24 protein-coding genes are annotated in these 24480 nt (G+C 68.2%); 20 read left to right on the top strand and 4 right to left on the bottom strand.

Translation table 11 applies throughout. The features are described from left to right. The first annotated feature begins 103 nt into the window (after positions 1-103). Entirely contained in the window at positions 104-964 is an 861-nt protein-coding gene (locus ACYAF3_RS04915; RefSeq protein WP_003093974.1) for a universal stress protein, read from the top strand. On the opposite strand, the gene olsA is transcribed toward ACYAF3_RS04915, so the two are convergent. Together olsA and olsB are read right to left on the bottom strand one after the other, a co-directional pair. Further along, positions 961-1737 (bottom strand): lyso-ornithine lipid O-acyltransferase, encoded by a 777-nt coding sequence (olsA, locus tag ACYAF3_RS04910; RefSeq protein WP_003103796.1) that lies wholly within the window; start codon positions 1735-1737, stop codon positions 961-963. The two genes, ACYAF3_RS04915 and olsA, sit on opposite strands and share 4 nt — an antisense overlap. After that, the gene (gene olsB, locus ACYAF3_RS04905) at positions 1737-2492 is read right to left on the bottom strand and encodes an L-ornithine N(alpha)-acyltransferase (RefSeq protein WP_003093970.1); all 756 of its coding nucleotides are present in this window, start codon (positions 2490-2492) and stop codon (positions 1737-1739) included. The genes olsA and olsB overlap by 1 nt, the downstream gene beginning before the upstream one ends. Before the next feature lie 202 nt (positions 2493-2694). Here olsB and ACYAF3_RS04900 point away from each other — a divergent pair, with 202 nt between their 5' ends. From ACYAF3_RS04900 to ACYAF3_RS04825, 16 genes are all read left to right on the top strand, one after another. After that, a complete protein-coding gene (locus ACYAF3_RS04900; protein ID WP_003093969.1) occupies positions 2695-3591 on the top strand; it encodes an acyl-CoA dehydrogenase middle domain-containing protein in 897 nt (298 codons plus the stop codon). A gap of 84 nt (positions 3592-3675) precedes the next feature. Then, positions 3676-4461 (top strand): oxygen-binding di-iron domain-containing protein, encoded by a 786-nt coding sequence (locus tag ACYAF3_RS04895; RefSeq protein ID WP_003093967.1) that lies wholly within the window; start codon positions 3676-3678, stop codon positions 4459-4461. A 67-nt stretch (positions 4462-4528) separates the two neighbouring features. Next, on the top strand, positions 4529-5644 hold the full coding sequence (locus tag ACYAF3_RS04890) for a serine hydrolase domain-containing protein (RefSeq protein WP_003101127.1): 1116 nt from the start codon (positions 4529-4531) through the stop codon (positions 5642-5644). Continuing rightward, positions 5641-5976, top strand: coding sequence for a hypothetical protein (locus tag ACYAF3_RS04885; RefSeq protein ID WP_003093963.1), 336 nt, complete (start codon positions 5641-5643; stop codon positions 5974-5976). The genes ACYAF3_RS04890 and ACYAF3_RS04885 overlap by 4 nt, the downstream gene beginning before the upstream one ends. 60 nt (positions 5977-6036) lie before the next feature. After that, complete coding sequence (locus ACYAF3_RS04880) at positions 6037-6627, top strand: YceI family protein (RefSeq protein ID WP_003120867.1); 591 nt, start codon at positions 6037-6039, stop codon at positions 6625-6627. 164 nt (positions 6628-6791) lie between these two features. Next, complete coding sequence (locus tag ACYAF3_RS04875) at positions 6792-8012, top strand: M20 aminoacylase family protein (protein ID WP_023084721.1); 1221 nt, start codon at positions 6792-6794, stop codon at positions 8010-8012. 37 nt (positions 8013-8049) lie between these two features. Beyond that, the gene (locus ACYAF3_RS04870; protein WP_003110047.1) at positions 8050-9369 is read left to right on the top strand and encodes a citrate-proton symporter; all 1320 of its coding nucleotides are present in this window, start codon (positions 8050-8052) and stop codon (positions 9367-9369) included. Then, positions 9370-10854: an amidase gene (locus tag ACYAF3_RS04865; RefSeq protein WP_031755903.1), complete on the top strand. Its 1485-nt coding sequence runs from the start codon at positions 9370-9372 to the stop codon at positions 10852-10854. Positions 10855-10953: 99 nt separating this feature from the next. Then, entirely contained in the window at positions 10954-11724 is a 771-nt protein-coding gene (locus ACYAF3_RS04860; RefSeq protein ID WP_003093951.1) for an IclR family transcriptional regulator, read from the top strand. A 64-nt stretch (positions 11725-11788) separates the two neighbouring features. Then, positions 11789-12361, top strand: a complete 573-nt coding sequence (locus ACYAF3_RS04855) for a YceI family protein (RefSeq protein ID WP_003093949.1) — start codon at positions 11789-11791, stop codon at positions 12359-12361. Positions 12362-12435: 74 nt separating this feature from the next. Then, positions 12436-13515: a phospholipase D-like domain-containing protein gene (locus tag ACYAF3_RS04850; RefSeq protein ID WP_003120863.1), complete on the top strand. Its 1080-nt coding sequence runs from the start codon at positions 12436-12438 to the stop codon at positions 13513-13515. A gap of 99 nt (positions 13516-13614) precedes the next feature. After that, positions 13615-14886 (top strand): acyltransferase family protein, encoded by a 1272-nt coding sequence (locus ACYAF3_RS04845; RefSeq protein WP_034004040.1) that lies wholly within the window; start codon positions 13615-13617, stop codon positions 14884-14886. A gap of 93 nt (positions 14887-14979) precedes the next feature. Beyond that, on the top strand, positions 14980-15591 hold the full coding sequence (locus ACYAF3_RS04840) for a DUF2846 domain-containing protein (RefSeq protein WP_003101143.1): 612 nt from the start codon (positions 14980-14982) through the stop codon (positions 15589-15591). A 103-nt stretch (positions 15592-15694) separates the two neighbouring features. After that, positions 15695-16279, top strand: a complete 585-nt coding sequence (locus tag ACYAF3_RS04835) for a DJ-1/PfpI family protein (RefSeq protein ID WP_019485779.1) — start codon at positions 15695-15697, stop codon at positions 16277-16279. Between the two features lie 20 nt (positions 16280-16299). Further along, complete coding sequence (locus ACYAF3_RS04830; protein WP_003093942.1) at positions 16300-16608, top strand: ribbon-helix-helix domain-containing protein; 309 nt, start codon at positions 16300-16302, stop codon at positions 16606-16608. Positions 16609-16742: 134 nt separating this feature from the next. Continuing rightward, entirely contained in the window at positions 16743-17999 is a 1257-nt protein-coding gene (locus ACYAF3_RS04825) for an Nramp family divalent metal transporter (protein ID WP_004348078.1), read from the top strand. Between the two features lie 96 nt (positions 18000-18095). Here ACYAF3_RS04825 and ACYAF3_RS04820 read toward each other — a convergent pair whose 3' ends face one another. Continuing rightward, positions 18096-19619, bottom strand: coding sequence for a fumarate hydratase (locus ACYAF3_RS04820; protein ID WP_003093938.1), 1524 nt, complete (start codon positions 19617-19619; stop codon positions 18096-18098). Between the two features lie 277 nt (positions 19620-19896). On the opposite strand from ACYAF3_RS04820, the gene ACYAF3_RS04815 reads away from it, so the two are divergent. The 3 genes from ACYAF3_RS04815 to ACYAF3_RS04805 all read left to right on the top strand — a co-directional run bounded on the left by ACYAF3_RS04815 (position 19897) and on the right by ACYAF3_RS04805 (position 22781). After that, complete coding sequence (locus ACYAF3_RS04815) at positions 19897-21024, top strand: GGDEF domain-containing protein (RefSeq protein WP_003101151.1); 1128 nt, start codon at positions 19897-19899, stop codon at positions 21022-21024. Beyond that, positions 21017-21943, top strand: coding sequence for an iron-sulfur-binding ferredoxin reductase (locus tag ACYAF3_RS04810; protein WP_003101153.1), 927 nt, complete (start codon positions 21017-21019; stop codon positions 21941-21943). The genes ACYAF3_RS04815 and ACYAF3_RS04810 overlap by 8 nt, the downstream gene beginning before the upstream one ends. A 64-nt stretch (positions 21944-22007) precedes the next feature. Next, positions 22008-22781, top strand: coding sequence for an enoyl-CoA hydratase (locus tag ACYAF3_RS04805; RefSeq protein ID WP_003101155.1), 774 nt, complete (start codon positions 22008-22010; stop codon positions 22779-22781). 607 nt (positions 22782-23388) lie between these two features. On the opposite strand, the gene ACYAF3_RS04800 is transcribed toward ACYAF3_RS04805, so the two are convergent. Beyond that, complete coding sequence (locus ACYAF3_RS04800) at positions 23389-24405, bottom strand: IS110-like element ISPa11 family transposase (RefSeq protein ID WP_128570011.1); 1017 nt, start codon at positions 24403-24405, stop codon at positions 23389-23391. Positions 24406-24480 lie beyond the last annotated feature (75 nt).

The following is a 24480-nucleotide window of genomic DNA, read 5'->3' as shown; positions in this document are numbered from 1 at the left end:
TTGTTTCAGTCCGAAGCATCCGCTTGATGCACATCAACCGGCAGCGGTCGCGTCGATCGTTCAATGGGGCCGACGTTCAACGCTCTGCCAATGGAGGTGGAAGATGAAACGAATCCTGGTGGCGACCGACCTGTCCTCGCGTTCTGAGCTGGCGGTCATGCGCGCCGCGGCGCTGGCCAAGGCGAGGAATGCCGAACTGACCGTGCTGAACGTGCTCGACGACGACCAGCCGCCGGTGCTGATCGCGCCGCAACGGCTGGCCATCGCCAACCTGCTGGAAGTGAACGGACAGGCCCTGAAGGAGCGCCTCGGCGTCGAGTCCAAGGCGATCGTGCGGGTCGGCGATCCGGTGGTGGTGATCAACGCGGTGGCCGAGGAGATCGGCGCCGACCTGCTGGTGATGGGCGCGCACCGGCACACGCCGCTGCGCGACCTGTTCATCGGCACCACCCTGGAGCGGGTGGTACGCAATGCGAAGATCCCGGTGCTGCGCGCGGCCGGTGCGCCGGAAGAGGAGTACCGCCGGGTGCTGCTGGCGCTGGACTTCTCGCCGACCTCGACGCGCGCGGTGCAGATGGCCGGCCAGCTCGGCTTCCTCGACGCCGCCAGCCTCACCGCGCTGCATGCCTTCGAGCCGTTCGCCAAAGGCATGATGCGTTATTCGGGGATCAAGGAAGACCGCGTCGAGCATTACGTCGACCAGGAGGAACTCAAGGCCAACGTCGAGCTGCGCGACTACGTCGCCGGCCTGGGGCTGGGCCGCGAGGACATCCAGTTGCGCGTCGGCGAAGGCTTGCCGATCAACGTGATCATGACCGAGGTACGCCGCCAGGCGCCGCAGTTGACGGTGCTCGGCACCCAGGGCCTGACCGGCTTCCGCCGCGCGCTGATCGGCAGCGTGGCCGAGGCGGCCCTCGGCGACCTGCCGTGCGACGTGCTGGCGGTGCCGCCCAAGCGCGACTAGGCGGCGCGCCGGGTTTGCGTAGTGGCGGCAGTGCCGAACAGCGCCAGGCGCACCGCCTGCTGGGCCTGGCGGGCCAGTTCGGCGCGGTCCAGGCCCTGGCTGGGGATCGGTTCCAGCAGCTGGATATGCACGCTGCCGCGCTCGCCGCGCAGCAGGCGGCCGAGGTGGCTGAGCAAGTCGTCGTCGCCGATGAACGGCGCCTGCGCATCGGGCACGCCGTCGCGGCGGTAGCTGATCGCCACCGGCTGCACCGCCACGCCGGCTTCCAGGGCGCTGGCCATCAGGCGACCGTGGAAGGTGCGCAGGCTTTCGCCGTTGGTGGTGGTGCCTTCCGGGAAGATCAGCAGGTTGCGCCCACGGTGCAGTTGTTCGGCCAAGCGCTGGTTGATCAGCCGGCTGTCGCCCGAGCCGCGGCGGATGAACAGGGTGCCGGCCTTTTCCGCCAGCCAGCCGGCCAGCGGCCAGGCACGCACCTCGGCCTTGGACAGGAAGGTCAGCGGCGCCAGGGCGCCGAGCAGCGGGATATCGGTCCAGGACACATGGTTGGCTACCCACAGCATGGGTTGCCGGGGCGCTTCGCCGCTGACCCTGACCTCGAAGGGCAGGGCCGCGCAGAGGCGCGCCAGCCACCAGCGGGTCAGGCGCTGGCGCAGCGGCGTGACGTCGGCGCCGGGCAGCCGCTCGCGCAGGCTGACCCAAGCGGCCAGGCCCAGTCCGAGCGCGACCAGCCCGAGCAGGCGTGCGCTGCGCAGCAGCAGGCGCAGCCGCGCCATCAGACCGCTGCCTTGAAGTGGCGGGCGTAGCGCGGGCAGAGTTCGTCGCGCTTGAGCAGGATGAACACGTCGGCGACCTGGAAATCCGGGTCCCAGCAAGGCTCGCCGCAGATCTTGGCGCCCAGGCGCATGTAGGCCTTGAGCAGCGGCGGCAGCTCGGCGGTGAGGTTTTCCGGGACGTCCAGCGGCGGCAGCGGGTTCTTCGGCTCGGCCTGCAGGTAGTCGGTGCACAGGTAGCGTTCGCGCAGCCGCTGCATCACCGCCTTGGCCTGCATACCGCCGTCGCGCATGGGAATGCTGGCGCAGCCCATCAGGTAGCGGTAGCCGCCCTCGTTGAGGACCTCGGCGAGTTCGCCCCAGAGTACCGCGATGGTGGCGCCGTTGCGGTATTCGGGAGCGACGCAGGTGCGGCCGATCTCCAGGACCGGGCCGTGCAGGGCGTCGAGGCCGGAGAGGTGGAACTCCTCTTCGCTGTAGAAGCGCCCGAGGCGTTCGGCGGCGCGATGGTCGAGCAGCCGGGTGGTGGCCACCAGGGCGCCGCTGTCGAGGTCGCGGACGCCGATGTGCGCGCAGTGACGGTCGTAGTCGTCGCGGTCGAGGCCGTCTTCGGCGCCTTCGAGCTTGGCGTCGAACTCGGCGCTGAATACGCGGTAGCGCAGGGCCTGGGCCTCGCGCAGGGCGCGGGCGCCGTTCAGGCGCTCGGCCTTCAGGCGGCGTCCGGCGACGGGTTCGCGGGTAATGGCGGTCTGGGTCATGCCTGGGCCTCCTTGGGCCGGTGCCGCGGGTTGCGGCCGCTCGGCTTTGTTGTGCAAGCTCAGGCTAGGAAGGCGCGGTGTCACCCCTGTGACAGGGGCGTGATGCTTGTATGACATTGTCGCCGGATGTAACGCGCCGTTGTTCAACGCTGGCACCCTCGGCAGGATGCCGGTTCCGACACATTCCACACTGGAGTCCGCCATGTCCTGGCAACGCTTGCTCGGCCCGCTCGACCGCCTGCCCACCGAAGGCTCCCTGGAAGACTGGCACGCCGCCGCCCTGGCGCGCGCCGACGGTCTTGGCACCCTGGAGCGGGCGGTGCTCGGCGGACGATTGGCCGCGAGTCCGGGCCTGGCCTTCCTCGCCGGCTACCAGGCGGCCCTGCGCGCGCTCTGGCCGGCGGCGCCGGAAGGTCTCGGCGCGCTGTGCGTGACCGAGAAGCGCAGCGTGCGCCCGGCGGACCTGCAGACCCGCCTGGAGGGGCTGGTCCTGCATGGACAAAAGGATTTCGTCACCGCTGGCGACAGCGCCTCCTGGTGGCTGGTGGCCGCCCGCGACGAGGCGCCGGGGCAGCCGCCGCGACTGTCGATGACGGTGGTCCTGGCCGGCGCCCCGGGGGCGCGCCTGGAGGCGTTGCCGGCGCTGCCGCTGATGCCGGATGTGCCGCATTCCCGCCTGTTGCTCGACGGTGCCCATTGCGAGCGCCTGCCCGGCGATGGTTGGGACGACTACGTCAGGCCGTTCCGCCTGCTGGAGGATGTCCATGTGCTGGCGGCGCTGGTCGGCTGGCTCTATGGGGTCGGCCATGAATGCGGCTGGCCCTCGCCGCTGCTGCTGCGCCTGGCCGGCATCCTCGGCGGCTGCGCCGAGGTCGCGCGGCATCCGGTCGCCTGCGTCGGCACCCAGGCGGTACTGGCTGGGCTGTTCGAACAGTTCTCGGCGCTGGAGGGGCAACTGGATGCCGCCTTCGCCGCCAACGCCTCGACCTGGGAGGCATTGTGGCAACGCGATCGCGGCTTGCTGGCGATTGCCAACGGGGCCCGCAAAGTTCGCCTGGAGAAGGCCTTGACCCGCCTCGGGCTTGACCCAGGTCAGTGAGGCGCCGCGCCGCAGGCGCTTACCCTGCGCAGCATCCGGCGAGGAATGCTCCTCGGCGCCTGCACAGAGTAGATTTCACCGACCATGCGACGCGAACCGATCGTGCTGTTCGACAACGGCAGCCACCAGTGCCTGTGTTTCGATGACCTCGTCAGCGGCGAAGGGGTCCAGTCCAACCAGTTCCTGATCGTCGACAACGGCCAGTACCTGCTGCTCGATCCCGGCGGCGACCTGACCTACACGCCGCTCTCGCTGGAATTGTCGAAACGCTTTCCGCTGCAGGAGCTGGACTACATCTTCGCTTCGCACCAGGACCCGGACATCATCGCCGCCCTCGACAAGTGGCTGCTGCACACCCGCGCCCGGGTGATCTGCTCCAAGCTGTGGGCGCGCTTCCTGCCGCACCTGACGGCCAACTACCTGGCGGTCAGCCATGGCATCAACACCTACGACCGGGTCATGCCGTTGCCCGACCGCGGCCAGGCGATCGCTCTCGGCGACTGCTCGTTGAAGGCGATCCCCGCGCATTTCCTGCATTCGGTGGGCAACTTCCAGCTCTACGACCCGGTGAGCAAGATCCTTTTCTCGGGCGATATGGGCGCCTCGCTGGTGGACGACGCGGCGCCGGTCAGCGATTTCGCCGCGCATATCCAGTACATGGACGGATTCCATCGCCGCTACATGGCGGCGAACAAGATCTGCCGCCTGTGGGCGCGGATGGTCCGGGACATGGATGTGGAGATGATCGTGCCGCAACACGGGCGGCCCTTCGTCGGCAAGGAAATGATCAGCGCCTTCCTCTACTGGATCGAGAACCTCGAGTGCGGCATCGACCTGCTCGGCCCGGACGACTACCGCATGCCAGGCTGAGTCCGCGCTTCCTGGCGTCATCGAGGCCATGCTAGGGTTGCCCCTCGACCGTCGAGAGGGCCCGCCGATGCCCGCTTTGCCGTTGTCCCGCCGCGCCCTCGCCGCGCTGGCCCTGGTATTCGCCCTCCCTGCCCTGGCCGAAGACTGGCCCGACACCGACTGGCCCCGTGCCCAACAGCCCGCGGGGCCGGCGCTGGAGGCATTCGAGCGCTATGCCTTCGGTCGTCGCGACGATGTTCGTCGTAAAGGCATCCGCACCGACGCGGTAGTGGTGATCCGCGACGGTCGTCTGGTCTATGAGCGCTACGCCGGCCCGAGCCGTGCAGAGACCCCGCACCTTACCTGGTCGGTGAGCAAGAGCCTGCTCGCCACGCTGCTTGGCGTCGCCGAGGGCGAAGGGCGCTTCCAGCTCGACGACCCGGTGGCGCGCTACTACCCGCCGTTCGCCCGTCATCCCGAGGTGACGTTGCGCCACCTGCTGAACTGGTCTTCCGGACTGGACTGGCAGGAGGACTACGAGTTCGCGCCGTTGAAGTCCTCCGTGGTGGCGATGCTCTACACCCGTGGGCGTGACGACATGGCCGGCTTCGTCGCCGAAACCCCGCAGGCCCGGCCGCCGGGCCGGCGTTTCCGCTACTCCAGCGGCGACAGCAACGTGCTGGCGGCGGCCCTCCACGGCATGCTCGGCGCGGACTATGCCGAGTACCCCTGGCGCGCGCTGTTCGAGCCGCTGGGCATCCGTTCGGCGGTATGGGAGCGAGACGCCGCCGGCACGTTCGTCGGCTCGTCGTACGTCTACATGAGCGCCCGCGACCTGGCGCGCGTCGGCCTGCTGATGCAGCGCCACGGGCGCTGGCGCGAGCGGCAACTGCTGCCGCTGGCATGGGTCGAGTTCAACCTGACACCCTTCGCCCGCTACCGGCCGAGCGCGGAAGAGGAGGGCGAGGCGGTGCCGGGCGGCCAGTGGTGGTTGAACCGTGCGGTGAAAGGCGCGCCGGCGCCCTGGCCGGACGTCGCCGAGACCGCCTTCGCCGCGCTCGGCCACTGGGGCCAGGCGCTCTACGTGCTGCCCGAGGAGAAGCTGGTGATCGTGCGCTACGCCGACGACCGCGACGGGCGTTTCCGCCACAACGAATTCCTGCGCCTGGCACAGGCGGCGTTCGCCGGGGAGGCGCGGCCATGATCCGTCGTCATCCCTTGCTCTTCCTGTTCGTCCTGGGGCTGCTCGCCGCCCTCGCGTGGGCCTGGCAGAACCGCATCCACCTGGCGGCCTTTCCCGCCATCATCGGCGCCTACACGGCCAAGGAGTACTGCTCCTGCCGCTACGTGATGGGGAACTCCGCGGACTATTGCCGGGCCTATACCCAACAGTACGTGCCGATCAGCGGCTTCTTCGACGACGAAGCCCGCCGCCGGGTGACCGCCCGCGGCCTCGGCAGTACGCAGACGGCCGCCTGGCTGGGCCCGCGCGAGGGATGCCGGCTCATGCCCGAGGCGGACAGGCTGCCGGACTGACCGGTGGCGCATGTCGGGGCGCGGGGCGAGGGACGGCGCCGGCCCGAAGCCGGAGGTGGAATGCCTGTTGTATTGTGTGTCCTGTTGTTGCTCCTCAGCCCGCTGCTGTCGGCGGCGGAATGGCAACTGGAGCCGGATTACTCGCGGATCAGCTTCGTTTCCGTGAAACGCGCGAAGATGGCCGAGGTGCAGCGCTTCGACCGTCTCAGCGGCCAGATCGACAAGCAGGGCGTCGCGCGCATCGTGGTGCCGCTGGGCACCCTGGACAGCGGCCTGGCCCTGCGCGACGAGCGAATGAAGGACAACTTCTTCGAAACCTCGCGCTTCCCCGAGGCCACCGTGGAGAGCCGCCTGGACATGGCCGGCTTCGACGACCTGCGGGTCGGCCAGTCGCGGGTCGAGAAGCTCGACTTCACCCTCGACCTGCACGGCCAGCAGCGCCGCCTGAAGGCCGACGTGCTGGTCACCCGCCAGGGCGAAGGGCTGGTCCAGGTGGCGACCCTGGAGCCGGTGCTGCTGAAGCTGCTCGACTTCGACCTGGAAGAGAAGCTCAAGCCCTTGAAGGAGATGGCCAATATTCCCTCGATCACTCCCGAGGTACCGGTGTTCGCCGTGCTGAACTTCCGCGAAGTGCCGCCGGAACAGTTCTGACGTACCGGCGGAGGGCGGCGCGGGCCTTGGGTTCCACCCAGTGGAACCGCCTTCCGTTGTCCTTCGCCGCGTGCCGCGCTTAGCTGTGACCACGCCCGGCCGGCCTTGCGTCCGGGCCTCCCGCCAACAAGACCGGAGCGCAATCCGGCCAGAGGAGAGACGGCATGGCTCGACATCGACACATCGTGGCCTGGCTCGAGGAGGTCGCCGACGACCTGCGTAGCCTGCGCCAGGACATCCACGCCCATCCCGAACTGGGCTTCGAGGAGCGACGCACCGCCGCGCTGGTCGCCGAATGCCTGCGCGGCTGGGGCTACGAAGTGCACGAAGGGATCGGCCGCACCGGCGTGGTCGGCGTCCTCCGCCAGGGCGACGGTACGCGGCGGCTCGGCCTGCGGGCGGACATGGATGCGCTGCCGATCGTCGAGGCCACGGGGCTCGGCTACAGCAGCTGCCACGGCGGGCGCATGCACGCCTGCGGCCACGACGGACACACCGCGATGCTGCTCGGCGCGGCACGCTACCTGGCGGCGACGCGGCGTTTCGACGGCACCCTGGTACTGATCTTCCAGCCCGCCGAGGAAGGCCAGGGCGGCGCCGAGGCGATGCTCGCCGACGGGCTGCTGGAGCGCTTTCCCTGCGATGCGCTGTTCGGCATGCACAACATGCCGGGACTGGAGGCCGGGCACCTGGGCTTCCGCGCGGGACCGATGATGGCTTCCCAGGACCTGCTGAGCGTCACCCTGGAGGGCGTCGGTGGACACGGTTCGATGCCGCACCTGAGCGTCGATCCGTTGCTCGCCGCGTCGAGCGCGGTGATGGCCCTGCAGAGCGTGGTGGCGCGCAACGTCGATCCGCAGAGGGCCGCGGTGGTCACGGTCGGCGCATTGCAGGCCGGCGAGGCGGCCAACGTCATACCCCAGCGCGCCGTGCTGCGCCTGAGCCTGCGGGCGCTCGACGGCCAGGTGCGCGAGCAGGTGCTGCAGCGGGTTCGCCAGATCATCGAGTTGCAGGCCGCCAGCTATGGGTGCCAGGCCAGCATCGAGCACTACCCGGCCTATCCAGTGCTGGTCAACAGCGTCGAGGAAACCGAGTTCGCCCGCCAGGTCGGGGTCGAGCTGGCCGGCGCGGAGCAGGTCGACGGCGACACGCCGAAGCTGATGGGCAGCGAGGACTTCGCCTGGATGCTACAGCGCTGCCCCGGCAGCTACCTGTTCATCGGCAACGGCAGAGGACGGCCGATGGTGCACAACCCGGCCTATGACTTCAACGACGACATCCTGGTCCGGGGCGCGGCCTATTGGGGCGCGCTCGCCGAGACCTGGCTGGCCGCCCCCGCGGCGTCCGGCCTTCGACTGACTGCCGCCAATAACGGCGCGGCCTGAGCCGCGCCGGCATTCCCCCGGTTACCAGGAGATTCCCATGCACGCTTGCCCGAGCGGTACCTCGCGTACCCGCCAGGTGGCGGCTGCCGTGATCGGCAACGCCCTGGAGTGGTACGACTTCATCGTCTACGGCTTCCTTTCCAGCCTGATCGCCAGGCTGTTCTTCCCTTCCGGCGACGAGTACACCTCGCTGTTGATGGCCCTGGCCACCTTCGGTGTCGGTTTCTTCATGCGTCCGGTCGGTGGGGTCCTGCTCGGCCTGTATGCCGACCGCAGGGGACGCAAGGCGGCGATGCAACTGATCATCCTGCTGATGACGCTGTCCATCGCGATGATCGCCTTCGCCCCGACCTACGCGGCGATCGGCGTCGGCGCACCGTTGCTGATCGTGATCGCGCGAATGCTGCAGGGTTTCGCCACCGGCGGCGAGTACGCCAGCGCCACGGCTTTCCTGGTGGAAAGCGCGCCGCCGCACCGGCGCGGTCTCTACGGTTCCTGGCAATTGTTCGGCCAGTGCCTGGCGGTGTTCGCCGGTGCGGGGATGGGCGCGCTGGTCACCCATTGCCTGGACGCCGAGGCCCTGGAGAGCTGGGGCTGGCGGGTGCCGTTCCTGTTCGGTCTGCTGATCGGTCCGGTGGGATTGTGGATCCGCCGCTACATGGGCGAGACCGAGGCCTTCCTCGAAGCCATCCGGGAGCCCGGCGAGCGCCAGGGGCTGCTCGGCGTGCTGCGCGAATACCGGCGCAGCGTGCTGGTGAGCATGGGCCTGACGGTGATCGGCACGGTGTCCTTCTACGTGGTGCTGGTGAATATGCCGACCTTCGCCCACAAGCAGTTGGGCCTGCCGCTGGACGAGGTGTTCATGGTGCAGATGGCTGCGGTGGCGCTGATGACCCTGGTGATCCCGTTGGCTGGGGGACTCTCCGACCGGGTCGGGCGGCGCCCGGTGCTGCTGGTCGCGACCCTGGCCTTCATGCTCATGGTCTATCCGCTGTTCGCCTGGGTCGCCGCGGCGCCGAGCCTGGGGCGCCTGCTGCTGATGCAACTGTTGCTGTGCACGGCGATCGGCGGCTTCTTCGGCCCGGCGCCGACCGCGGTGGCCGAGCAGTTTCCGGTGCGGGTGCGTTCCACCGGCCTGGCGGTGGCGTATAACCTGGCGGTGATGCTGTTCGGCGGTTTCGCTCCGTTCATCGTCACCTGGCTCACCGAGGTCGGCGGCTCGCCAGTGGCGCCGGCGTTCTACGTGCTCGGCGCGGCCTTCCTCGGGCTGCTCGCCACCCTCTATCTGCGGGAGGGCGCGACGCCCGCCCCGCGCCCCCGTGAACCGGCCCTGGGCAAGCCGGCAAGGAGTCTGTGAATGAGCGCCACCCGCCATCGAAGCGACGGCCACGAGGAAATCGTCGCGCTTGACGCGCTGCCGCTGTCCGCGGCGATCCGCCGACGCGAACTGTCCTGCCGCGAGGTCATGCAGGCCTACCTGGCGCAGATCGAACGGTTCAACCCGCGGGTCAACGCCATCGTCTCGCTGCAGGCGGAAAGCCGCCTGCTCGCCCAGGCCGACGAGCGCGACCGGCAACTGGCGCGCGGCGAATGGCTGGGCTGGATGCACGGCATGCCGCAGGCGATCAAGGACCTCGCCGCCACCTCCGGCATTCCTACCACCCTGGGTTCGCCGCTGTTCGCCGGGCAGGTGCCGGAGCACGACGCCATCGTCGTCGAGCGGGTGAAGAGCAGCGGTGCGATCGTCATCGGCAAGACCAACGTACCGGAGTTCGGGCTCGGCTCGCAGACCTACAACCCGCTGTTCGGCACCACCCGCAATGCCTACGATCCGGCGCGGATCGCCGGCGGCAGCAGCGGTGGGGCGGCGGTGGCGCTGGCGCTGCGCATGCTGCCGGTGGCCGACGGCAGCGACATGATGGGTTCGCTGCGCAACCCCGCCGCCTACAACAACGTCTACGGCTTCCGCCCGTCCCAGGGACGGGTGCCGCACGGCCCGCAAGCGGAACTGTTCGTCCAGCAACTGGCCACCGAAGGCCCGATGGGGCGCAGCGTGGCGGACCTGGCCCGGCTGCTGGCCACCCAGGCCGGCTACGATCCGCGCTGTCCGCTGTCGTTGCGCGACGATCCGCGCAGGTTCGCCGACGACCTCGGGCGCGATTTCCGCAGAGCCCGGCTCGGCTGGCTCGGCGACTACGCCGGCTACCTGCCGATGGAGGAGGGCGTGCTGGAGCTTTGCGAAGCCGCGCTGGGCGATTTCGCCGAGCTGGGCTGCGACGTCGAGGCGTGCCTGCCGGACTATCCCCTGGAGCGCCTGTGGCGCACCTGGCTGGTCCATCGCCAGTGGCTGGTGCAGGGCTCGCTTGGCGAGCTTTACGCCGATCCCGCACGGCGCCTCCGGCTCAAGCCGGAGGCGCAGTGGGAAGTGGAGTCCGGGCTCGGCCTCGGCGCCGCCGAGGTCTATCGCGCCTCGCTGGATCGCAGCGACTGGTATCGGGCGCTGGCGCGTCTGTTCGAACGTTACGATTTCCTCTTGCTGCCCAGCGCCCAGGTGTTTCCTTTCGATGCAGAAACGGCGTGGCCGCGGCAGGTCGCCGGGCGGCCGATGGACACCTATCACCGCTGGATGGAGGTGGTGATCGGCCCGACCCTGGCCGGTTTGCCGGCGATCAGCGTACCGATCGGCTTCGGCGCGGCGGGCCTGCCGATGGGATTGCAGATCATCGGCCCGGCGCAGGCCGACCTGGCGGTGCTGCAACTGGCCCATGCCCACGAGGGCCTGACCCGTTGGGTCAGCCGCCGTCCGCCGGCGATGCTCGAGGCTCCAGGGGGAATCGACTAGGCCGCGGAGCAATGCTGGCGTATTCGCAGATTCTTCCTACATGACCTGGGCCTGCATCTTGCTTTGCCATAACGGTCTGTCGACGGTGGAGGTGTCGTCATGCCGGAAAGAGAAGAGGCGGGAACCGTGCGTTCGGTGGAGCGGGCGCTGGCGATCCTCGATCTGCTGGGCCAGCACCAGGCGCTGGGGCTCGAGGAACTGCATTACCTGACCGAACTGCCCAAGGCCACGGTGTCGCGGCTGCTGCATACCCTGCTGGAGCAGGGCTGGCTGTACCGCGGCTTGACCGACCGGCGCTACCGGCTGCGTTCCACCCGCCTCTACGGTGACGCCGCCGAGCGCTTCCGTTGCCAGGTGGTGGAGCGTTCCGCGCCGCTGCTGGTGGAGTTGAGCGAGCGAACCGGGCTGGTCGCCGATTTGTCGATTCTCGACGGCGACCGCCTGCTGGTGGCGGAAAGCTCGGTGCCCGGCGTCCTGCGCAAGCGCTACCCGGCCAACCGGCTGGTGGTCGGCCAGCACGCCAGCCTGTTCCATTCGGCCATGGGCAAGGCCTGCCTGGGCGAACTGGCAGACAGCGAGGTGCGCCGCCTGGCGCGCCAGCACCAGGTAGACGAGGACCTCTGGTTGCGCACCCGCGAGCAGGCCCACGGCCAGGGCTACGGCGAGCGTACCGAGGGACACTGGGAGTATCCGGTGCGCCTGCCGTTCCTGATCCGCGCGGTGGCCTTGCCGGTACGCGCCCAGGGTCGCCTGCTCGGCAGCGTGGCGCTGCACTGGCCGCGCGACCAGGATTGCGTCGAACGGGTGCGCCGCCGGCACCTGGGAACCCTGGCCGATACCGTCAGTCAGTTGCAGCACGCGCTCGACTGACGCGGGAGTTTGCCTGCTCCCAGGCGGCCGGTTTAAGGTGGCGCCGGACGCAAAGGGAGCCCGCATGCACAAGTTGATCTGCCTCGGCCTGGCCCTCCTGGCCTTGCCGGTCCAGGCCGCCTGGTACCTGGACTACGAGTCGTCGCGACTCAGTTTCATCTCCACCAAGAACGCTACCCTTTCGGAAGTCGGCCGCTTCCTGGTCATGCACGGCAAGGTCGACGACAAGGGGCAGGCGCGCCTGCGCGTCGAGCTGGACTCGGTGAGCACCGACATCCCGCTGCGCGACGAACGCATCCGCGAGCATCTGTTCGAGACCAAGCGCTTCGCCGAGGCGGAGATCACCGCCCAGCTCGACCTGGCGCCGATCGTCGAGCTGGCCGACGGCGTGCAACTGGAAATGCGCCAGCCGGTGACCGTCAGCCTGCACGGCAAGCGCAAGAGCTACGCCAGCGACCTGTTGGTGACCCGCCTGGACGAGCATCGCTTCCAGGTGGTGACCCTGTCGCCGCTGGTGCTGGACGCCGCCGACTTCGACCTCGCCCCCGGCATCGAAACCCTGCGCAAGCTGGCCGGCGCCGGCAGCATCGGGCTCTCGGTGCCGGTCGGCGCCGTGCTGATCTTCACTTCGCGGTGAGCGGCCCGGTCTTTCCCTGGCGCAGCGACAACCGCTTCGCCCTGCTCAATGACGGCGTGCGGTTCTTCCCGCGCATGCTGCTGGCCATCGAGGCGGCGCAGCGGAGCATCGAGCTGGAGCTGTACCTGGTGGAAGACGGGCATTGCGCCGAACTGTTTCTCGTCGCCCTGCTGGATGCCCGCCGCCGGGGCGTCGCCGTGCGCTGCCTGTTCGACGGCTTCGGCTGCCTCGGCCTGGGCAGCGCCTGGATCCAGCGCCTGCGCGAGGCCGGCGGCGAACTGCGGCTGTACAACCCGCTGCGCTGGAAGCTGACTGGCGGCAATCTCTACCGCGACCATCGCAAGCTGCTGCTGGTGGACGGGCGCCTCGGTTATGTCGGCGGCGCCGGGATCACCGACGAATTCTGGGAACCGGTCAGCGACGTCAGCGCCTGGCGCGAGGTGATGGTCGAGATGGACGGCCCGGTGGTGGCGGACTGGGCGGCGCTGTTCGAGCGGCAATGGCTGGCCTGTCTCGAAGAGAAAGCCTGGAAGCCCCGCGAGGGCATGACCCTTACCCGCCTTCCGCCGCAGCCGGGGGCGGCCCGTGGGTTGGGCCGGGTGGCCTACGCCGACGCCCGCCAGCACCGCGACATCCTGCAATCGCTGGTCCGCGCGCTGAACGGCTCGCGCCGACGGATCTGGCTGGCGACGCCGTACTTCCTGCCGACCTGGAAGGTTCGCCGGGCCCTGCGCAAGGCCGCCCAGCGCGGCGTGGAGGTGCGCCTGCTGCTGGCCGGGCGGCTCACCGACCACGCCCCGGTGCGCTATGCCGGGCAGCGCTACTACCCGCGCCTGCTGCGCGCCGGCGTGCGCATCCACGAATACCAGCCGCGCTTCCTGCACCTGAAGATGGTCATGGTCGACGATTGGGTGAGCGTCGGCTCCTGCAACTTCGATCATTGGAATCTACGCTTCAACCTCGACGCCAATCTCGAGGCCCTCGACCCGGACTTCACCAATGAGGCGGCGGCGAGCCTGCTGGCGGACTTCGCCGACAGCCGCGAGGTGACCCTGGCGATGTGGCGCGCGCGTCCCCTGTGGATGCGCCTGCACCAGCGCCTGTGGGGTTGGCTGGACCGGGTAGTGGTGAATTTCCTCGACCGCCGGCGCTAGGGAGCGGCCGTTCGTAGCCGCTGGCCGGCCCGGTGAAACTTGCCGGGGAGCTTGCGGGTCTACCCCGGACCGCCCATTACAATGACAAAGGAGAGATGCGTGGCAACGCCCGACTCCAAGGAACGTTTCATCGGACTGGAATGGTTGCGCTTCCTGCTCGGCCTGTACGTGGTGGTGTACCACACCCTGCATACCTATCCGAAAGAGCAGAAGTTTCCTGGTCTCGACGAACTGACCAGCCTGGGGTTCTTCGCCACCAGTACCTTCTTCGTGCTTTCCGGCTTCCTCCTGGCCCATGTCTACGCACGCAGCGGCCGGTTGCGCGAAAGCGCCCGCAGCTTCTGGACCAAGCGACTGTCCAATCTCTATCCGCTGCACCTGTTCTCCCTGCTGCTGTCGATCCTGGTGTTGCTGGCCCTCAGCCACCTGGGAATCGGTCCCGAGCTGGACAAGGCCACCCCGCGCTTCGTCATCTACGACACCAACGAAGTGCTCGGCCGCACCCACCCGGAACTCTTCCTGCACTGGATGAGCAACACCGAACTGTTCGTCAACAGCATCCTGCAGATCCTCCTGCTGCAGGCCTGGAATCCCTATTACCTGACCTTCAACGCGCCGTTGTGGTCGCTGTCGACGCTGATGTTCTTCTACCTGGCGTTTCCCTTCGTCGCCCCGCGGCTGATGCGCAGCCGGCACAAGTGGAAGGTGCTGGCGCTGGTCTGGCTGGTCTACCTGATCCCGCCGGCGCTGGTAGTGGCCAGCGAGAGCTACGGGATCCCCTGGACCGGCCTGCTGCACCGCAATCCGTTGCTGCGCCTGCCGGAATTCCTTGGCGGCATCCTGGCCTACGGGTTGTTCCGCGGCTACCGCGACCGTGGCATGGTGCCGGGACGCGGCCTGCTGGCCGCGCTGGTGGTGGCGGCCTTCCTGGTGGCCGACTACCTGTTCACCCAGGGCGCCAAACATTGGTACTTCCTGCTGCACAACGGCCTGCTGCTGCCGGCCCAGTTGCTGCTGGTGTGCCTTTGCGCGCTGCCCGCCGACCCGAAGAGCGCTTTCGTCCGCCACTGGTCGCCGCGCCTGGGGGCCGCCTCGCTGTCGCTGTTCGCCCTGCATGTGCCGATGTTCACCCTGTTCTCCCGTAGCGAGCGCCTTATCGCCGTGCCGGGGCGTTGTCTCGACGACTGGCGCGCCTGCACCGAGGCGGCGGCCGCGCTGCCATCGTCGCTGCTCTACTACCCGCTGTTCCTGGTCCTGCTGGTGGCGTTCTGCGTGCTGTTCCAGGAGCGCGGCGTGGTGCCGGTGCGCAAGTGGCTGGTGCGCCGGCTGATGCCGGCGCCGGCGCTGGCCAAGGTGCCGCGCCCGGCCTGAGGCCGTTCTCCCGGAGAACCGGACTTTCGACGGGTGGCAGGCCCGGCCCGGCTGGTTATGCTGCGCGGATAACCATAAGAAGAGGGATGGAGCATGCTGCGCAGCCTGTCGCTGGCCCTGTCGATCGTCGCGAGCCTGGTCGGCTGCAGCACGCCCGGCGCGTTCTTCGGTGCGGTGGACGGACCGGCCTTCGTCGCCCATCCGAGCGCCGATGCCAGCCACGCCACCGTCTACCTCTACCGTCCGCGGAGCCAGTGGGCGGACGAGGAACTCGAGGCGCCGGGGATCTTCCTCAACAACGAACTGATCGGCAGCCTGCCGAGCAACGGCTACCTGGCGTTCGAGTTCGAGACCGGCAGCTACAAGCTGGAAATGCGCCGGCCGCTGGCGGGCAGCTTCTGGACCCTGTTCGCCGACGGTCCGATGGATTTCACCCGCATCGCCAGCTTCATGCTCGAGGCCAGGGCCGGCTCGGTCTACTACCTGCGCTACGACGAACTCAACCCGCCACCGAAGAGCGAGCACCCGGCGGGTGAGGGCGATGGCCCGCTGCAATTGGTGGCGGCCGATCTCGGCGCTGCGGAAATCGGCGCTACCCACCAGGTCCAGGAACCCATGCAGTTCGCCGCCAGCGGCTACCGGAAACGCGTGCAGCGCTCGTTCTGGGAAGGCGTCGGGCGGGCCCTGGACAAGATCGGCATCTGAACCCGGCACGCGTGTAGTAACCGTCTATTACCCGCGTCCCCCTGCGGATTGGCTACCTTAGGTGCATCCCCGGTATGACCGGGCCCTGCCCGAAGGAGTGCGCGTGATGGCTGCGAAGAAGATCCTGATGCTGGTCGGCGACTATGCCGAAGACTACGAAACCATGGTCCCGTTCCAGGCCCTGCAGATGGTGGGCCACCAGGTGCATGCGGTGTGTCCGGACAAGCGGGCCGGGCAAAGCGTGCGCACCGCCATCCACGATTTCGAAGGCGACCAGACCTACAGTGAGAAGCCGGGCCACAACTTCACCCTCAATGCCGACTTTGCCCAGGCCCGCGCCGAGGATTACGATGCCCTGCTGATCCCCGGCGGCCGCGCGCCCGAATACCTGCGCCTGAACGAGCAGGTGCTGGCTCTGGTGCGTGCCTTCGACGCCGCGCGCAAGCCGATCGCCGCGGTCTGCCATGGCGCCCAGCTGCTGGCCGCCGCCGGCGTCCTGCAAGGGCGGGCGTGCAGCGCCTATCCGGCCTGCGCCCCGGAGGTGCGGCTGGCCGGCGGCGAGTACGTCGACATTCCGTCGGACCAGGCCCACGTCGACGGCCACCTGGTCACTGCGCCGGCCTGGCCGGCGCATCCGGCGTGGCTGGCGCGCTTCCTTGAGGTGCTCGGCACCCGTATCAGCCACTGAGGCCCAGGAGACCCCCGCGCATGTGCGAACTCTATGTGAAAGCCGACCCGATCCTCTATGAATCGCGCTCGCGTTCCTTGCGCATCCGCGGGGTGGTGACCACCCTGCGCCTGGAGAACCAGTTCTGGGACATCCTCCGGGAAATCGCCGAAGGCGAGGGCCTGAGCACCAACCAGTTGATCACCAAGCTCTACGAGGAAGTGATGGACTATCGCGGCGAGGTGCTCAACTTCGCCTCCTTCCTGCGTGTCAGTTGCACCCGCTACCTGGCGCAGCGGCGCGAGAAGGTCGCCGAGCTGAGCCTGGTCGGCCAGCGCGCCCAGGCCTGAGGGGAGGGAAGACGCGACCGGGGTGAAACGTTTAGGCTGGTCGCACTTCCTCCCCGATCCGGCGTCGCCTCGTGAAATACTCCCTGCCCACCACGGCCACCGCGCCGTTCTGTCCCTCGGCGGTCAGCCACAGCGTGGCGGTGCCGGCCGACGCCTCGCCGCTGCGCAAGCTGGCGCTGTTCGTCGGCCCCGGCCTGCTGGTCTCGGTCGGCTACATGGACCCCGGCAACTGGGCCACCGCCATCGAGGCGGGCTCGCGCTTCGGCTACGCGCTGCTGTTCGTGGTGGTGCTGGCGAGCTTTTCCGGGATGCTCCTGCAAAGCCTCTGTTCGCGCCTGGGGATCGCCACCGGCCGCGACCTCGCGCAGCTCTCCCGGGAGCGCTACCGCCCTGGCGTAGCGCGTGGCCAATGGCTGCTGGCGGAGCTGTCGATCGTCGCCACCGACCTTGCCGAGGTGCTCGGCGCGGCGCTGGCCTTCCACCTGCTGCTGGGAGTCTCGATTACCACCGGGGTGGTCCTCACCGCCTTCGATACCCTGATCGTGCTGGCCCTGCAGGGCGCCAACTTCCGCCGCCTGGAGGCCATAGTGCTGGGGCTGATCGCGACCATCGGCGCGTGTTTCTTCGTCGAACTGGTGCTGATTGGCCCCTACTGGCCGGATGTCGCCGCCGGCCTGCGGCCATCCTGGGACACCCTGAGCAGCCAGGAGCCGCTGTACCTGGCGATCGGCATCCTCGGCGCGACGGTGATGCCGCACAACCTCTACCTGCATTCGTCCGTGGTGCAGACCCGGGTCAGCGGCGACGACGCGGCGAGCAAACGCTCGGCGATCCGCTTTTCCCGGCTCGACACCATCGGCTCGCTGTCCCTGGCGCTGCTGGTCAATGCGGCGATCCTGATCCTCGCCGCCGCGGCTTTCCACGGCAGCGGCCACACCGAGGTGGTGGAGATCCAGGACGCCTACCACCTGCTCGACCCGCTGGTGGGCGGCGCCCTGGCCAGCTTCCTGTTCGGCTTCGCCCTGCTGGCGGCGGGGCAAAGCTCGACCTTCACCGGCACCATTGCCGGGCAGGTGGTGATGGAGGGTTTCCTCCGGGCGAAGATTCCCTGCTGGCAGCGGCGCCTGATCACCCGCGGCCTGGCCCTGGTGCCGGCCTTGATCGGCGTGCTCTGGCTGGGCGAAGCCGCGGTAGGCAAGCTGCTGGTGCTCAGCCAGGTGGTGCTCAGCCTGCAATTGCCGTTCGCCCTGTGGCCGCTGATTCGCTTCAGCAGCGACCGGGGCCTCATGGGGGAGTTCGTCAACCCGCGCTGGGTCAGCGCGCTGGCCTGGTCGTTGTTCGGCCTGATCTCGGCGGCGAACCTGACCTTGCTGTATTTCTGGTTCGGCTGAACCAAGGCGCCTGCGGCGCTGCCAGCCCAGGCTCCGGCCAGTGGCCGTACGAAAAAGCCCGGCGCGGGGCCGGGCTTTTTCAGGGACGGAGCAGGCTTACTTGACCTCGACCGCCAGGCTTTCGGCGATCTTCTTCTGCCAGACCGCTGGGCCGGTGATGTGCACCGACTCGCCGTTGGTGTCAACCGCGACGGTGACCGGCATGTCCTTTACCTCGAACTCGTAGATCGCTTCCATGCCCAGTTCGGCGAAGGCCAGCACCTTGGACTTCTTGATCGCCTGGGCGACCAGATAGGCGGCGCCGCCGACGGCCATCAGGTATACCGCCTTGTTGTCCTTGATCGCCTCGATGGCGATGGGACCGCGCTCGGACTTGCCGATCATGCCCAGCAGGCCGGTCTGTTCGAGGATCTGGCGGGTGAACTTGTCCATCCGGGTGGCGGTGGTGGGACCGGCCGGGCCGACCACCTCGTCGCCGACCGGATCGACCGGGCCGACGTAATAGATGAAGCGGCCTTTCAGGTCCACCGGCAGCGTTTCGCCCTTGTTCAGCATGTCGACCATGCGCTTGTGCGCGGCGTCGCGGCCGGTGAGCATCTTGCCGTTGAGCAGCAGGGTCTCGCCCGGTTTCCAGCTTTGCACCTCTTCCGGGGTGATCTTGTCCAGGTCGACGCGGCGCGCGGACGGGCCGGCTTCCCAGACGATCTCCGGGTAGGCGTCGAGCGACGGCGCTTCCAGTTCGGCGGGGCCGGAGCCGTCGAGCACGAAGTGGGCGTGGCGGGTCGCGGCGCAGTTGGGGATCATGCACACCGGCAGCGAGGCGGCGTGGGTCGGGTAGTCCATGATCTTGACGTCGAGCACGGTGGTCAGGCCGCCCAGGCCCTGGGCACCGATGCCCAGCTGGTTGACCTTCTCGAACAGCTCCAGGCGCAGTTCCTCGATGCGGTTCTGCGGGCCGCGGGCCTTCAGTTCGTGGATGTCGATCGGGTCCATGAGGACCTCCTTCGCCATCACCGCTGCTTTCTCCGCGGTACCGCCGATGCCGATGCCGAGCATGCCCGGCGGGCACCAGCCGGCGCCCATGGTCGGTACGGTCTTCAGCACCCAGTCGACGATCGAGTCGGACGGGTTGAGCATGGCCATCTTCGACTTGTTCTCCGAGCCGCCGCCCTTGGCCGCGACATCGACCTCGACCTTGTCGCCGGGAACGATGGAGTAGTGGATCACCGCCGGCGTGTTGTCCTTGGTGTTCTTCCGCGCGCCGGCCGGGTCGGCCAGGATCGAGGCGCGCAGGACGTTCTCCGGCAGGTTGTAGGCGCGACGCACGCCTTCGTTGATCATATCGTCGACGCTCATGGTAGCGCCGTCCCAGCGCACGTCCATGCCGACCCGGACGAACACGGTGACGATCCCGGTGTCCTGGCAGATCGGGCGGTGGCCGGTGGCGCACATGCGCGAGTTGATCAGGATCTGCGCCATGGAGTCGCGGGCAGCCGGCGATTCTTCGCGCAGGTAGGCCTCATGCATGGCCTGGATGAAATCGACCGGGTGGTAGTAGGAGATGAACTGCAGGGCATCGGCGACGCTCTGGATCAGGTCGTCTTGCTTGATCACGGCCATGGAGCACGGTCCTCTTCAGGCGGGTAATTCGGATGCGGGGCAGGGTCACGGAGCCGGCCGCAGCCGAGGAGCGCGCCGGTCAGGCACCGGCGCAAAAAAGGCGCGACAGTATAGCCGTTCCGGCGAGACGGGCGCACGCGCCGACGATCAGACCTTGGTCGGCCAGCCGGCTGGTCGGCCGATAAATCCGCGGTCCGCTAGCTGGCAGTTCGTTCGACTAGGCAACCCGCAGGGGGCAGGGTACATTGCGGCCAGGTGCCATTACGGGACGGAGCCCATGCGCACAGACAAGCCTCCTCTGAAACAGCGTGCGCTGCAAAAGCTCTTGCTCCGCCGGTTCGGCATGGCCGCAGGCACCTACCTGCTCGGTCTGGTCCTGCTCTGGCTGGCGCTACTCAGCGGCTTCTACCGCGCAGCGCCGACCACCGCGGCGGCCAGCACCACCCTGGTGGTGGCTTGCCAACTGGCCTTCCTCTGGCTGTTCGCCAGCGGTCGCAACCTGCGTTACGCCGATCCCAGCCTGACCGAGCCGCAGGTGCTGGTGGCGATCGCCTGGCTGACCTATTTCCTCTACCACGTCGACAGCCTGCGCGGCACCTTCATGGTGTTCTACGTGCTGGCCCTGCTGTTCGGCGTGTTCCAACTGCCGCCGCGGGTCTTCGCCCGCTGTGCGGCGCTGGCGTTCATCGCTTTTTCCGGCATCTACCTGGTAGAGGCCTTGCAGCAGCGTCTCGAGCTACCGGGCCGGGCTGCATTGCAGGTGCTCGTGATGTTCATCGTAATGGTCTGGCTGAGCCTGTTCGCCAGCTACATACAGGCGATGCGGCAACGCATGCGCCAGCGCCGCTATGCCTTGCAGGCGCACCAGGACACGCTGCGCGGCATGATGCGCCAACTGGAAGACCTGGTGGCCACCGACGAACTCACCGGTCTGTTCAACCGCCGGCATTTCATGCGCATGGCCAGCCGGGCGCTGGAAGACCTGCTGCCGAACCGGCAGCACGGCCTGGCGCTGATCGACCTCGATCACTTCAAGCGGATCAACGACCGCCACGGCCACGCCGCCGGCGATCGGGTCCTGCAGACCTTCGCCGCGGTGGCGCGTTCCTGTCTGCGCGATGGCGACGTCCTGGCCCGTTACGGCGGCGAGGAGTTCGTCCTGCTGCTGCCCCACGCCGACGCGGAACAGCTGGAAAGCTGTTGCGAGCGCCTGCGCCTGGCGTTCCAACAGGCGGAACCGGTCGGGGTCACGGTGGATACCCTGAGCCTTTCGGTGGGCATGACCCTGCTGTATGCCGACGACGATCTCGACGAGGCCTTGCAGCGGGCCGACCAGGCGCTCTACCGTGCCAAGCGCGGCGGACGAAACCGCTGCGACGCCACCTGGGAGGTCACCAGTGCCTGACATACGGGTCGGCGAGCGACGCCTTGCCGTCGCCGCCGGCAGCAACCTGCTGGATGCGCTGCTCGCCGGCGGCATCGCCGTGCCCCATAGCTGCCGCGCCGGCAGTTGCCACGCCTGCCTGGTGCATTGCCTGCAGGGCGAGGTGGACGACACCCTCCCGGAGGCGCTCGATCCGGCACGGCGCGAAGCGGGCTGGCGGCTGGCCTGTCAGTGCCGGGTGCTCGGCGACCTCGTGTTGCAGCCTTTCGATCCTGAGCGCGACGGGCTGCCGGCCAGGGTCGTCGCCTGCCACTGGCTGGGCGATGTGCTGCGCCTGCGCCTGGAGCCGGAGCGGCCCTTGCGCTATCGCGCCGGGCAGCACCTGCTGCTGTGGAGCGACGATGGCGTGGCGCGTCCCTATTCGCTGGCCAGCCTGCCTCACGAGGACCCATGGCTGGAGTTCCACATCGACTGTAGCGCTCCCGGCGCGTTCTGCGACCGCGCCCGGCGCCTGGCGCCTGGCGCGCTCCTGCGTCTGGGCGAGTTGCGCGGCGGGGCGTTGCGCTACGAGCCGGACTGGCAGGAGCGACCGCTGTTGCTGATGGCCGCCGGCACCGGGCTGGCGCCGCTCTGGGGGATACTTCGCGAGGCCTTGCGCGCGGAACACCAGGCGCCGATCCAGTTGCTGCACCTGGCGCGCGACCACTACCTGGCGAGCGAGTTGGCGGAGTTGGCCGGGCGTCATCCGCAAGTGCGCGTCAACCTGGTGTCGGCGGCGCAGTTGCCCTCTGCCTTGGCCGATCTCCGCCTTGTTCCGCGGCGCAGCATGGCCTTACTCTGCGGCCAACCCGCCAGTGTCGAACGCTTCGCCCGGCATCTCTACCTGGCCGGCGTACCGCGTAGCCAGACCCTGGCGGACCTGTTCCTGCCCCACGCCTGACGCGGCGCGGTGGCGGTGCCTTGCAGCCATTGCCGCGGCCCTGCGCCGCATCCCTGGAGTGACGATGAGCGAGCTGATTCGGGTCGAACGCGAAGCGGGGCTGCTGACCCTGCGCCTGGACCGCCAGGACAAGAAGAACGCGCTGACCCGCGCGATGTACAGTCGGATGGCCGAGGCGCTGCTGGAGGCGCAGGCCGATACGGCTGTGCGGGTAGTGCTGATCACTGGCGGCGATGCCTGCTTCACCAGCGGCAACGACATCCTCGACTTCCTCGAGCAACCGCCATCCCTGCGCGACAGCCCGGTCGGCCGCTTCATGAGCGCCCTGCTGGAATTCCCCAAGCCGGTGATCGCCGCGGTGAACGGACCGGCGGTGGGTATCGGCACCACCCTGCTGCTGCATTGCGACCTGGTCTTCGTCGGTCGCAACGCGCGATTGAAGATGCCGTTCGTCAACCTCGGCCTGACACCGGAGTTCGGCTCGAGCCTGATCCTGCCGCGCATGCTCGGTCATGCCAGGGCTGCGGAATTGCTGATGCTCGGCCAGGACTTCAGCGGCGAGCAGGCGGCGGCCTGGGGCCTGGCCAATGCGGCGCTGGAGGATGGCGCCACGGTGCTGGAGCACGCCCGCGATGCGGCCCGGCGCTTCCTGCACCTGGCGCCCTCGGCGGTAGTGGAGAGCAAGCGCCTGATGAAAGCGCCGTTTATCGAGGAGCTTCGCCGGGTGATCGCCGAGGAAGGCGATATCTTCAGTACCCGACTGCGCTCGCCCGAGGCGATCGAGGCGCTCAGCGCCTTCATGCACCGGCGCCAGCCGGATTTCTCCAGGTTCGCCTGAGCACACCGCTGTTGGGCCAGCGGAGCGACGATCCGTAGGGCGAATAACGCCCCAGGCGTTATTCGCCGCGATGCGGCTGAAACGGCGGATAACCGCGTAGCGGTTATTCGCCCTACACCAGGTTGGGCCAGCGGAGCGCCGGTCTGTAGGGCGGATAACGCCCCAGGCGTTATTCGCCGTGAGGCGTCTGAAATGGCGGATAACCGCGTAGCGGTTATTCGCCCTACACCACGTTGAGTTAGCGGAGCGCCGGTCCGTAGGGCGGATAACGCCCCAGGCGTTATTCGCCGCGATGCGGCTGAAACGGCGGATAACCGCGTAGCGGTTATTCGTATATGGACTCCTCCCGGTTTGCCAGTGTTTGTCTTGATTTCAAACCTGTGTACGACTGCATCCGTATATCCGGCTTCATGGAGTGGTGTTGCAACTCCCGAGCCCTGATGAAATGCGCGCCTACATACCTGATCGCCCTAACGGCTTTGCTTCACTGCAGCAGGGAGCCCACGTATAAACCAGGTTTCATGCAGGCCGGTTCGACCGGTTCGTCATCATTGTCATTCACTGAGCAATCGTGGTGGATGTTTCAACTACGGTGTGGCAGGAACGCTCAACCGGGCCGGTAGCATGTCTCCCGGCTGAGTAAGGCCCAAAGGATCCGGGCATTCTTGTTGGCCAGGGCAACGGCGACGACATTGGCAGGACGCCGTTGCAGCAGACCTTGCAGCCAGCGGCTGCGGGCATCGGTCTTGTTGGCGCAACAGCGCACGACTGCACGGGCGCCATGGATGAGCAAGGTCCGCAAGTAGGTATCGCCGCGCTTGCTGATGTTGCCCAAGCGCTGCTGCCCGCCCGTGGAGTGCTGCCGTGGCACCAGGCCCAGCCAGGCCGCAAACTGGCGGCCCGTGCGGAATTGCCGTGCATCACCGGCGGATGCCGCCACGGCGCTGGCGCTGATCGGGCCGATGCCATCCACCGCCAGCAGGCGCTGGATGCGGGCATCGCCACGTACGTGAGCCTGAATCTGTCGCTCCAGTCGAGCGATGCGCGCCTCCAGCGTCTGCAATTCATCTTTCAATTCACGCAACAGCTCGCCCATCGGGGCCGGCAAGGGCGCCGGTTCGGTAGCCGTGACCGTTTCGAGCAAGGCCATCGTCGCCGCTCGCCCACGTCGCGTCGCGATCAGCCCGAACTCACCCAGCAAGCCACGCACCTCATTGCACAACGCCGTGCGGGCCCGCACTAGACGACTGCGCACCCGATGCACCGACTGCACGGCCTGCTGCTCTGCGCTCTTCACCGGGACATAGCGCATGCTCGGACGACTGGCGGCTTCGCAGATCGCCTCGGCGTCGTGTGCATCGTGCTTGTCACCCTTGACGTAGGGTTTGACGAACTGCGGTGCGATCAGGCGTACCGTGTGGCCCAGCTCCCGCAACTCGCGCGCCCAGTAGTGCGCACTGCCGCAGGCCTCCATCGCCACCAGGCACGGCGGCAGTTGGCGAAAGAAATCCCGCACCTGTGCCCGCTTGAGTTGGCGACGACATACCACATGCTCGTGACGATCAACGCCGTGCACCTGGAATACTTGTTTTGCCAGATCCAGACCAATGCGACTAAGGTTCATGCTGACTCCCCCTCCGGGACTTGTGGCTGCACCATTAGTCTGGCGCTTGACGCCGTAGGAGGGAGGAGTCCATTT

It is taken from the genome of Pseudomonas sp. TZ252 (assembly GCF_056110345.1).
The sequence above is the reverse complement of the archived record's forward strand: the minus strand, read 5'-3'. Positions and strand labels throughout refer to the sequence as shown.

Bases quoted from the DNA above. Each gene is read 5' to 3' on its own strand.
- ACYAF3_RS04915 (WP_003093974.1), top strand. From the start codon at position 104: ATGAAACGAATCCTGGTGGCGACCGACCTGTCCTCGCGTTCTGAGCTG.
- olsA (WP_003103796.1), bottom strand. From the start codon at position 1,737: ATGGCGCGGCTGCGCCTGCTGCTGCGCAGCGCACGCCTGCTCGGGCTG.
- olsB (WP_003093970.1), bottom strand. From the start codon at position 2,492: ATGACCCAGACCGCCATTACCCGCGAACCCGTCGCCGGACGCCGCCTG.
- ACYAF3_RS04900 (WP_003093969.1), top strand. From the start codon at position 2,695: ATGTCCTGGCAACGCTTGCTCGGCCCGCTCGACCGCCTGCCCACCGAA.
- ACYAF3_RS04895 (WP_003093967.1), top strand. From the start codon at position 3,676: ATGCGACGCGAACCGATCGTGCTGTTCGACAACGGCAGCCACCAGTGC.
- ACYAF3_RS04890 (WP_003101127.1), top strand. From the start codon at position 4,529: ATGCCCGCTTTGCCGTTGTCCCGCCGCGCCCTCGCCGCGCTGGCCCTG.
- ACYAF3_RS04885 (WP_003093963.1), top strand. From the start codon at position 5,641: ATGATCCGTCGTCATCCCTTGCTCTTCCTGTTCGTCCTGGGGCTGCTC.
- ACYAF3_RS04880 (WP_003120867.1), top strand. From the start codon at position 6,037: ATGCCTGTTGTATTGTGTGTCCTGTTGTTGCTCCTCAGCCCGCTGCTG.
- ACYAF3_RS04875 (WP_023084721.1), top strand. From the start codon at position 6,792: ATGGCTCGACATCGACACATCGTGGCCTGGCTCGAGGAGGTCGCCGAC.
- ACYAF3_RS04870 (WP_003110047.1), top strand. From the start codon at position 8,050: ATGCACGCTTGCCCGAGCGGTACCTCGCGTACCCGCCAGGTGGCGGCT.
- ACYAF3_RS04865 (WP_031755903.1), top strand. From the start codon at position 9,370: ATGAGCGCCACCCGCCATCGAAGCGACGGCCACGAGGAAATCGTCGCG.
- ACYAF3_RS04860 (WP_003093951.1), top strand. From the start codon at position 10,954: ATGCCGGAAAGAGAAGAGGCGGGAACCGTGCGTTCGGTGGAGCGGGCG.
- ACYAF3_RS04855 (WP_003093949.1), top strand. From the start codon at position 11,789: ATGCACAAGTTGATCTGCCTCGGCCTGGCCCTCCTGGCCTTGCCGGTC.
- ACYAF3_RS04850 (WP_003120863.1), top strand. From the start codon at position 12,436: ATGCTGCTGGCCATCGAGGCGGCGCAGCGGAGCATCGAGCTGGAGCTG.
- ACYAF3_RS04840 (WP_003101143.1), top strand. From the start codon at position 14,980: ATGCTGCGCAGCCTGTCGCTGGCCCTGTCGATCGTCGCGAGCCTGGTC.
- ACYAF3_RS04830 (WP_003093942.1), top strand. From the start codon at position 16,300: ATGTGCGAACTCTATGTGAAAGCCGACCCGATCCTCTATGAATCGCGC.
- ACYAF3_RS04820 (WP_003093938.1), bottom strand. From the start codon at position 19,619: ATGGCCGTGATCAAGCAAGACGACCTGATCCAGAGCGTCGCCGATGCC.
- ACYAF3_RS04815 (WP_003101151.1), top strand. From the start codon at position 19,897: ATGCGCACAGACAAGCCTCCTCTGAAACAGCGTGCGCTGCAAAAGCTC.
- ACYAF3_RS04805 (WP_003101155.1), top strand. From the start codon at position 22,008: ATGAGCGAGCTGATTCGGGTCGAACGCGAAGCGGGGCTGCTGACCCTG.
- ACYAF3_RS04800 (WP_128570011.1), bottom strand. From the start codon at position 24,405: ATGAACCTTAGTCGCATTGGTCTGGATCTGGCAAAACAAGTATTCCAG.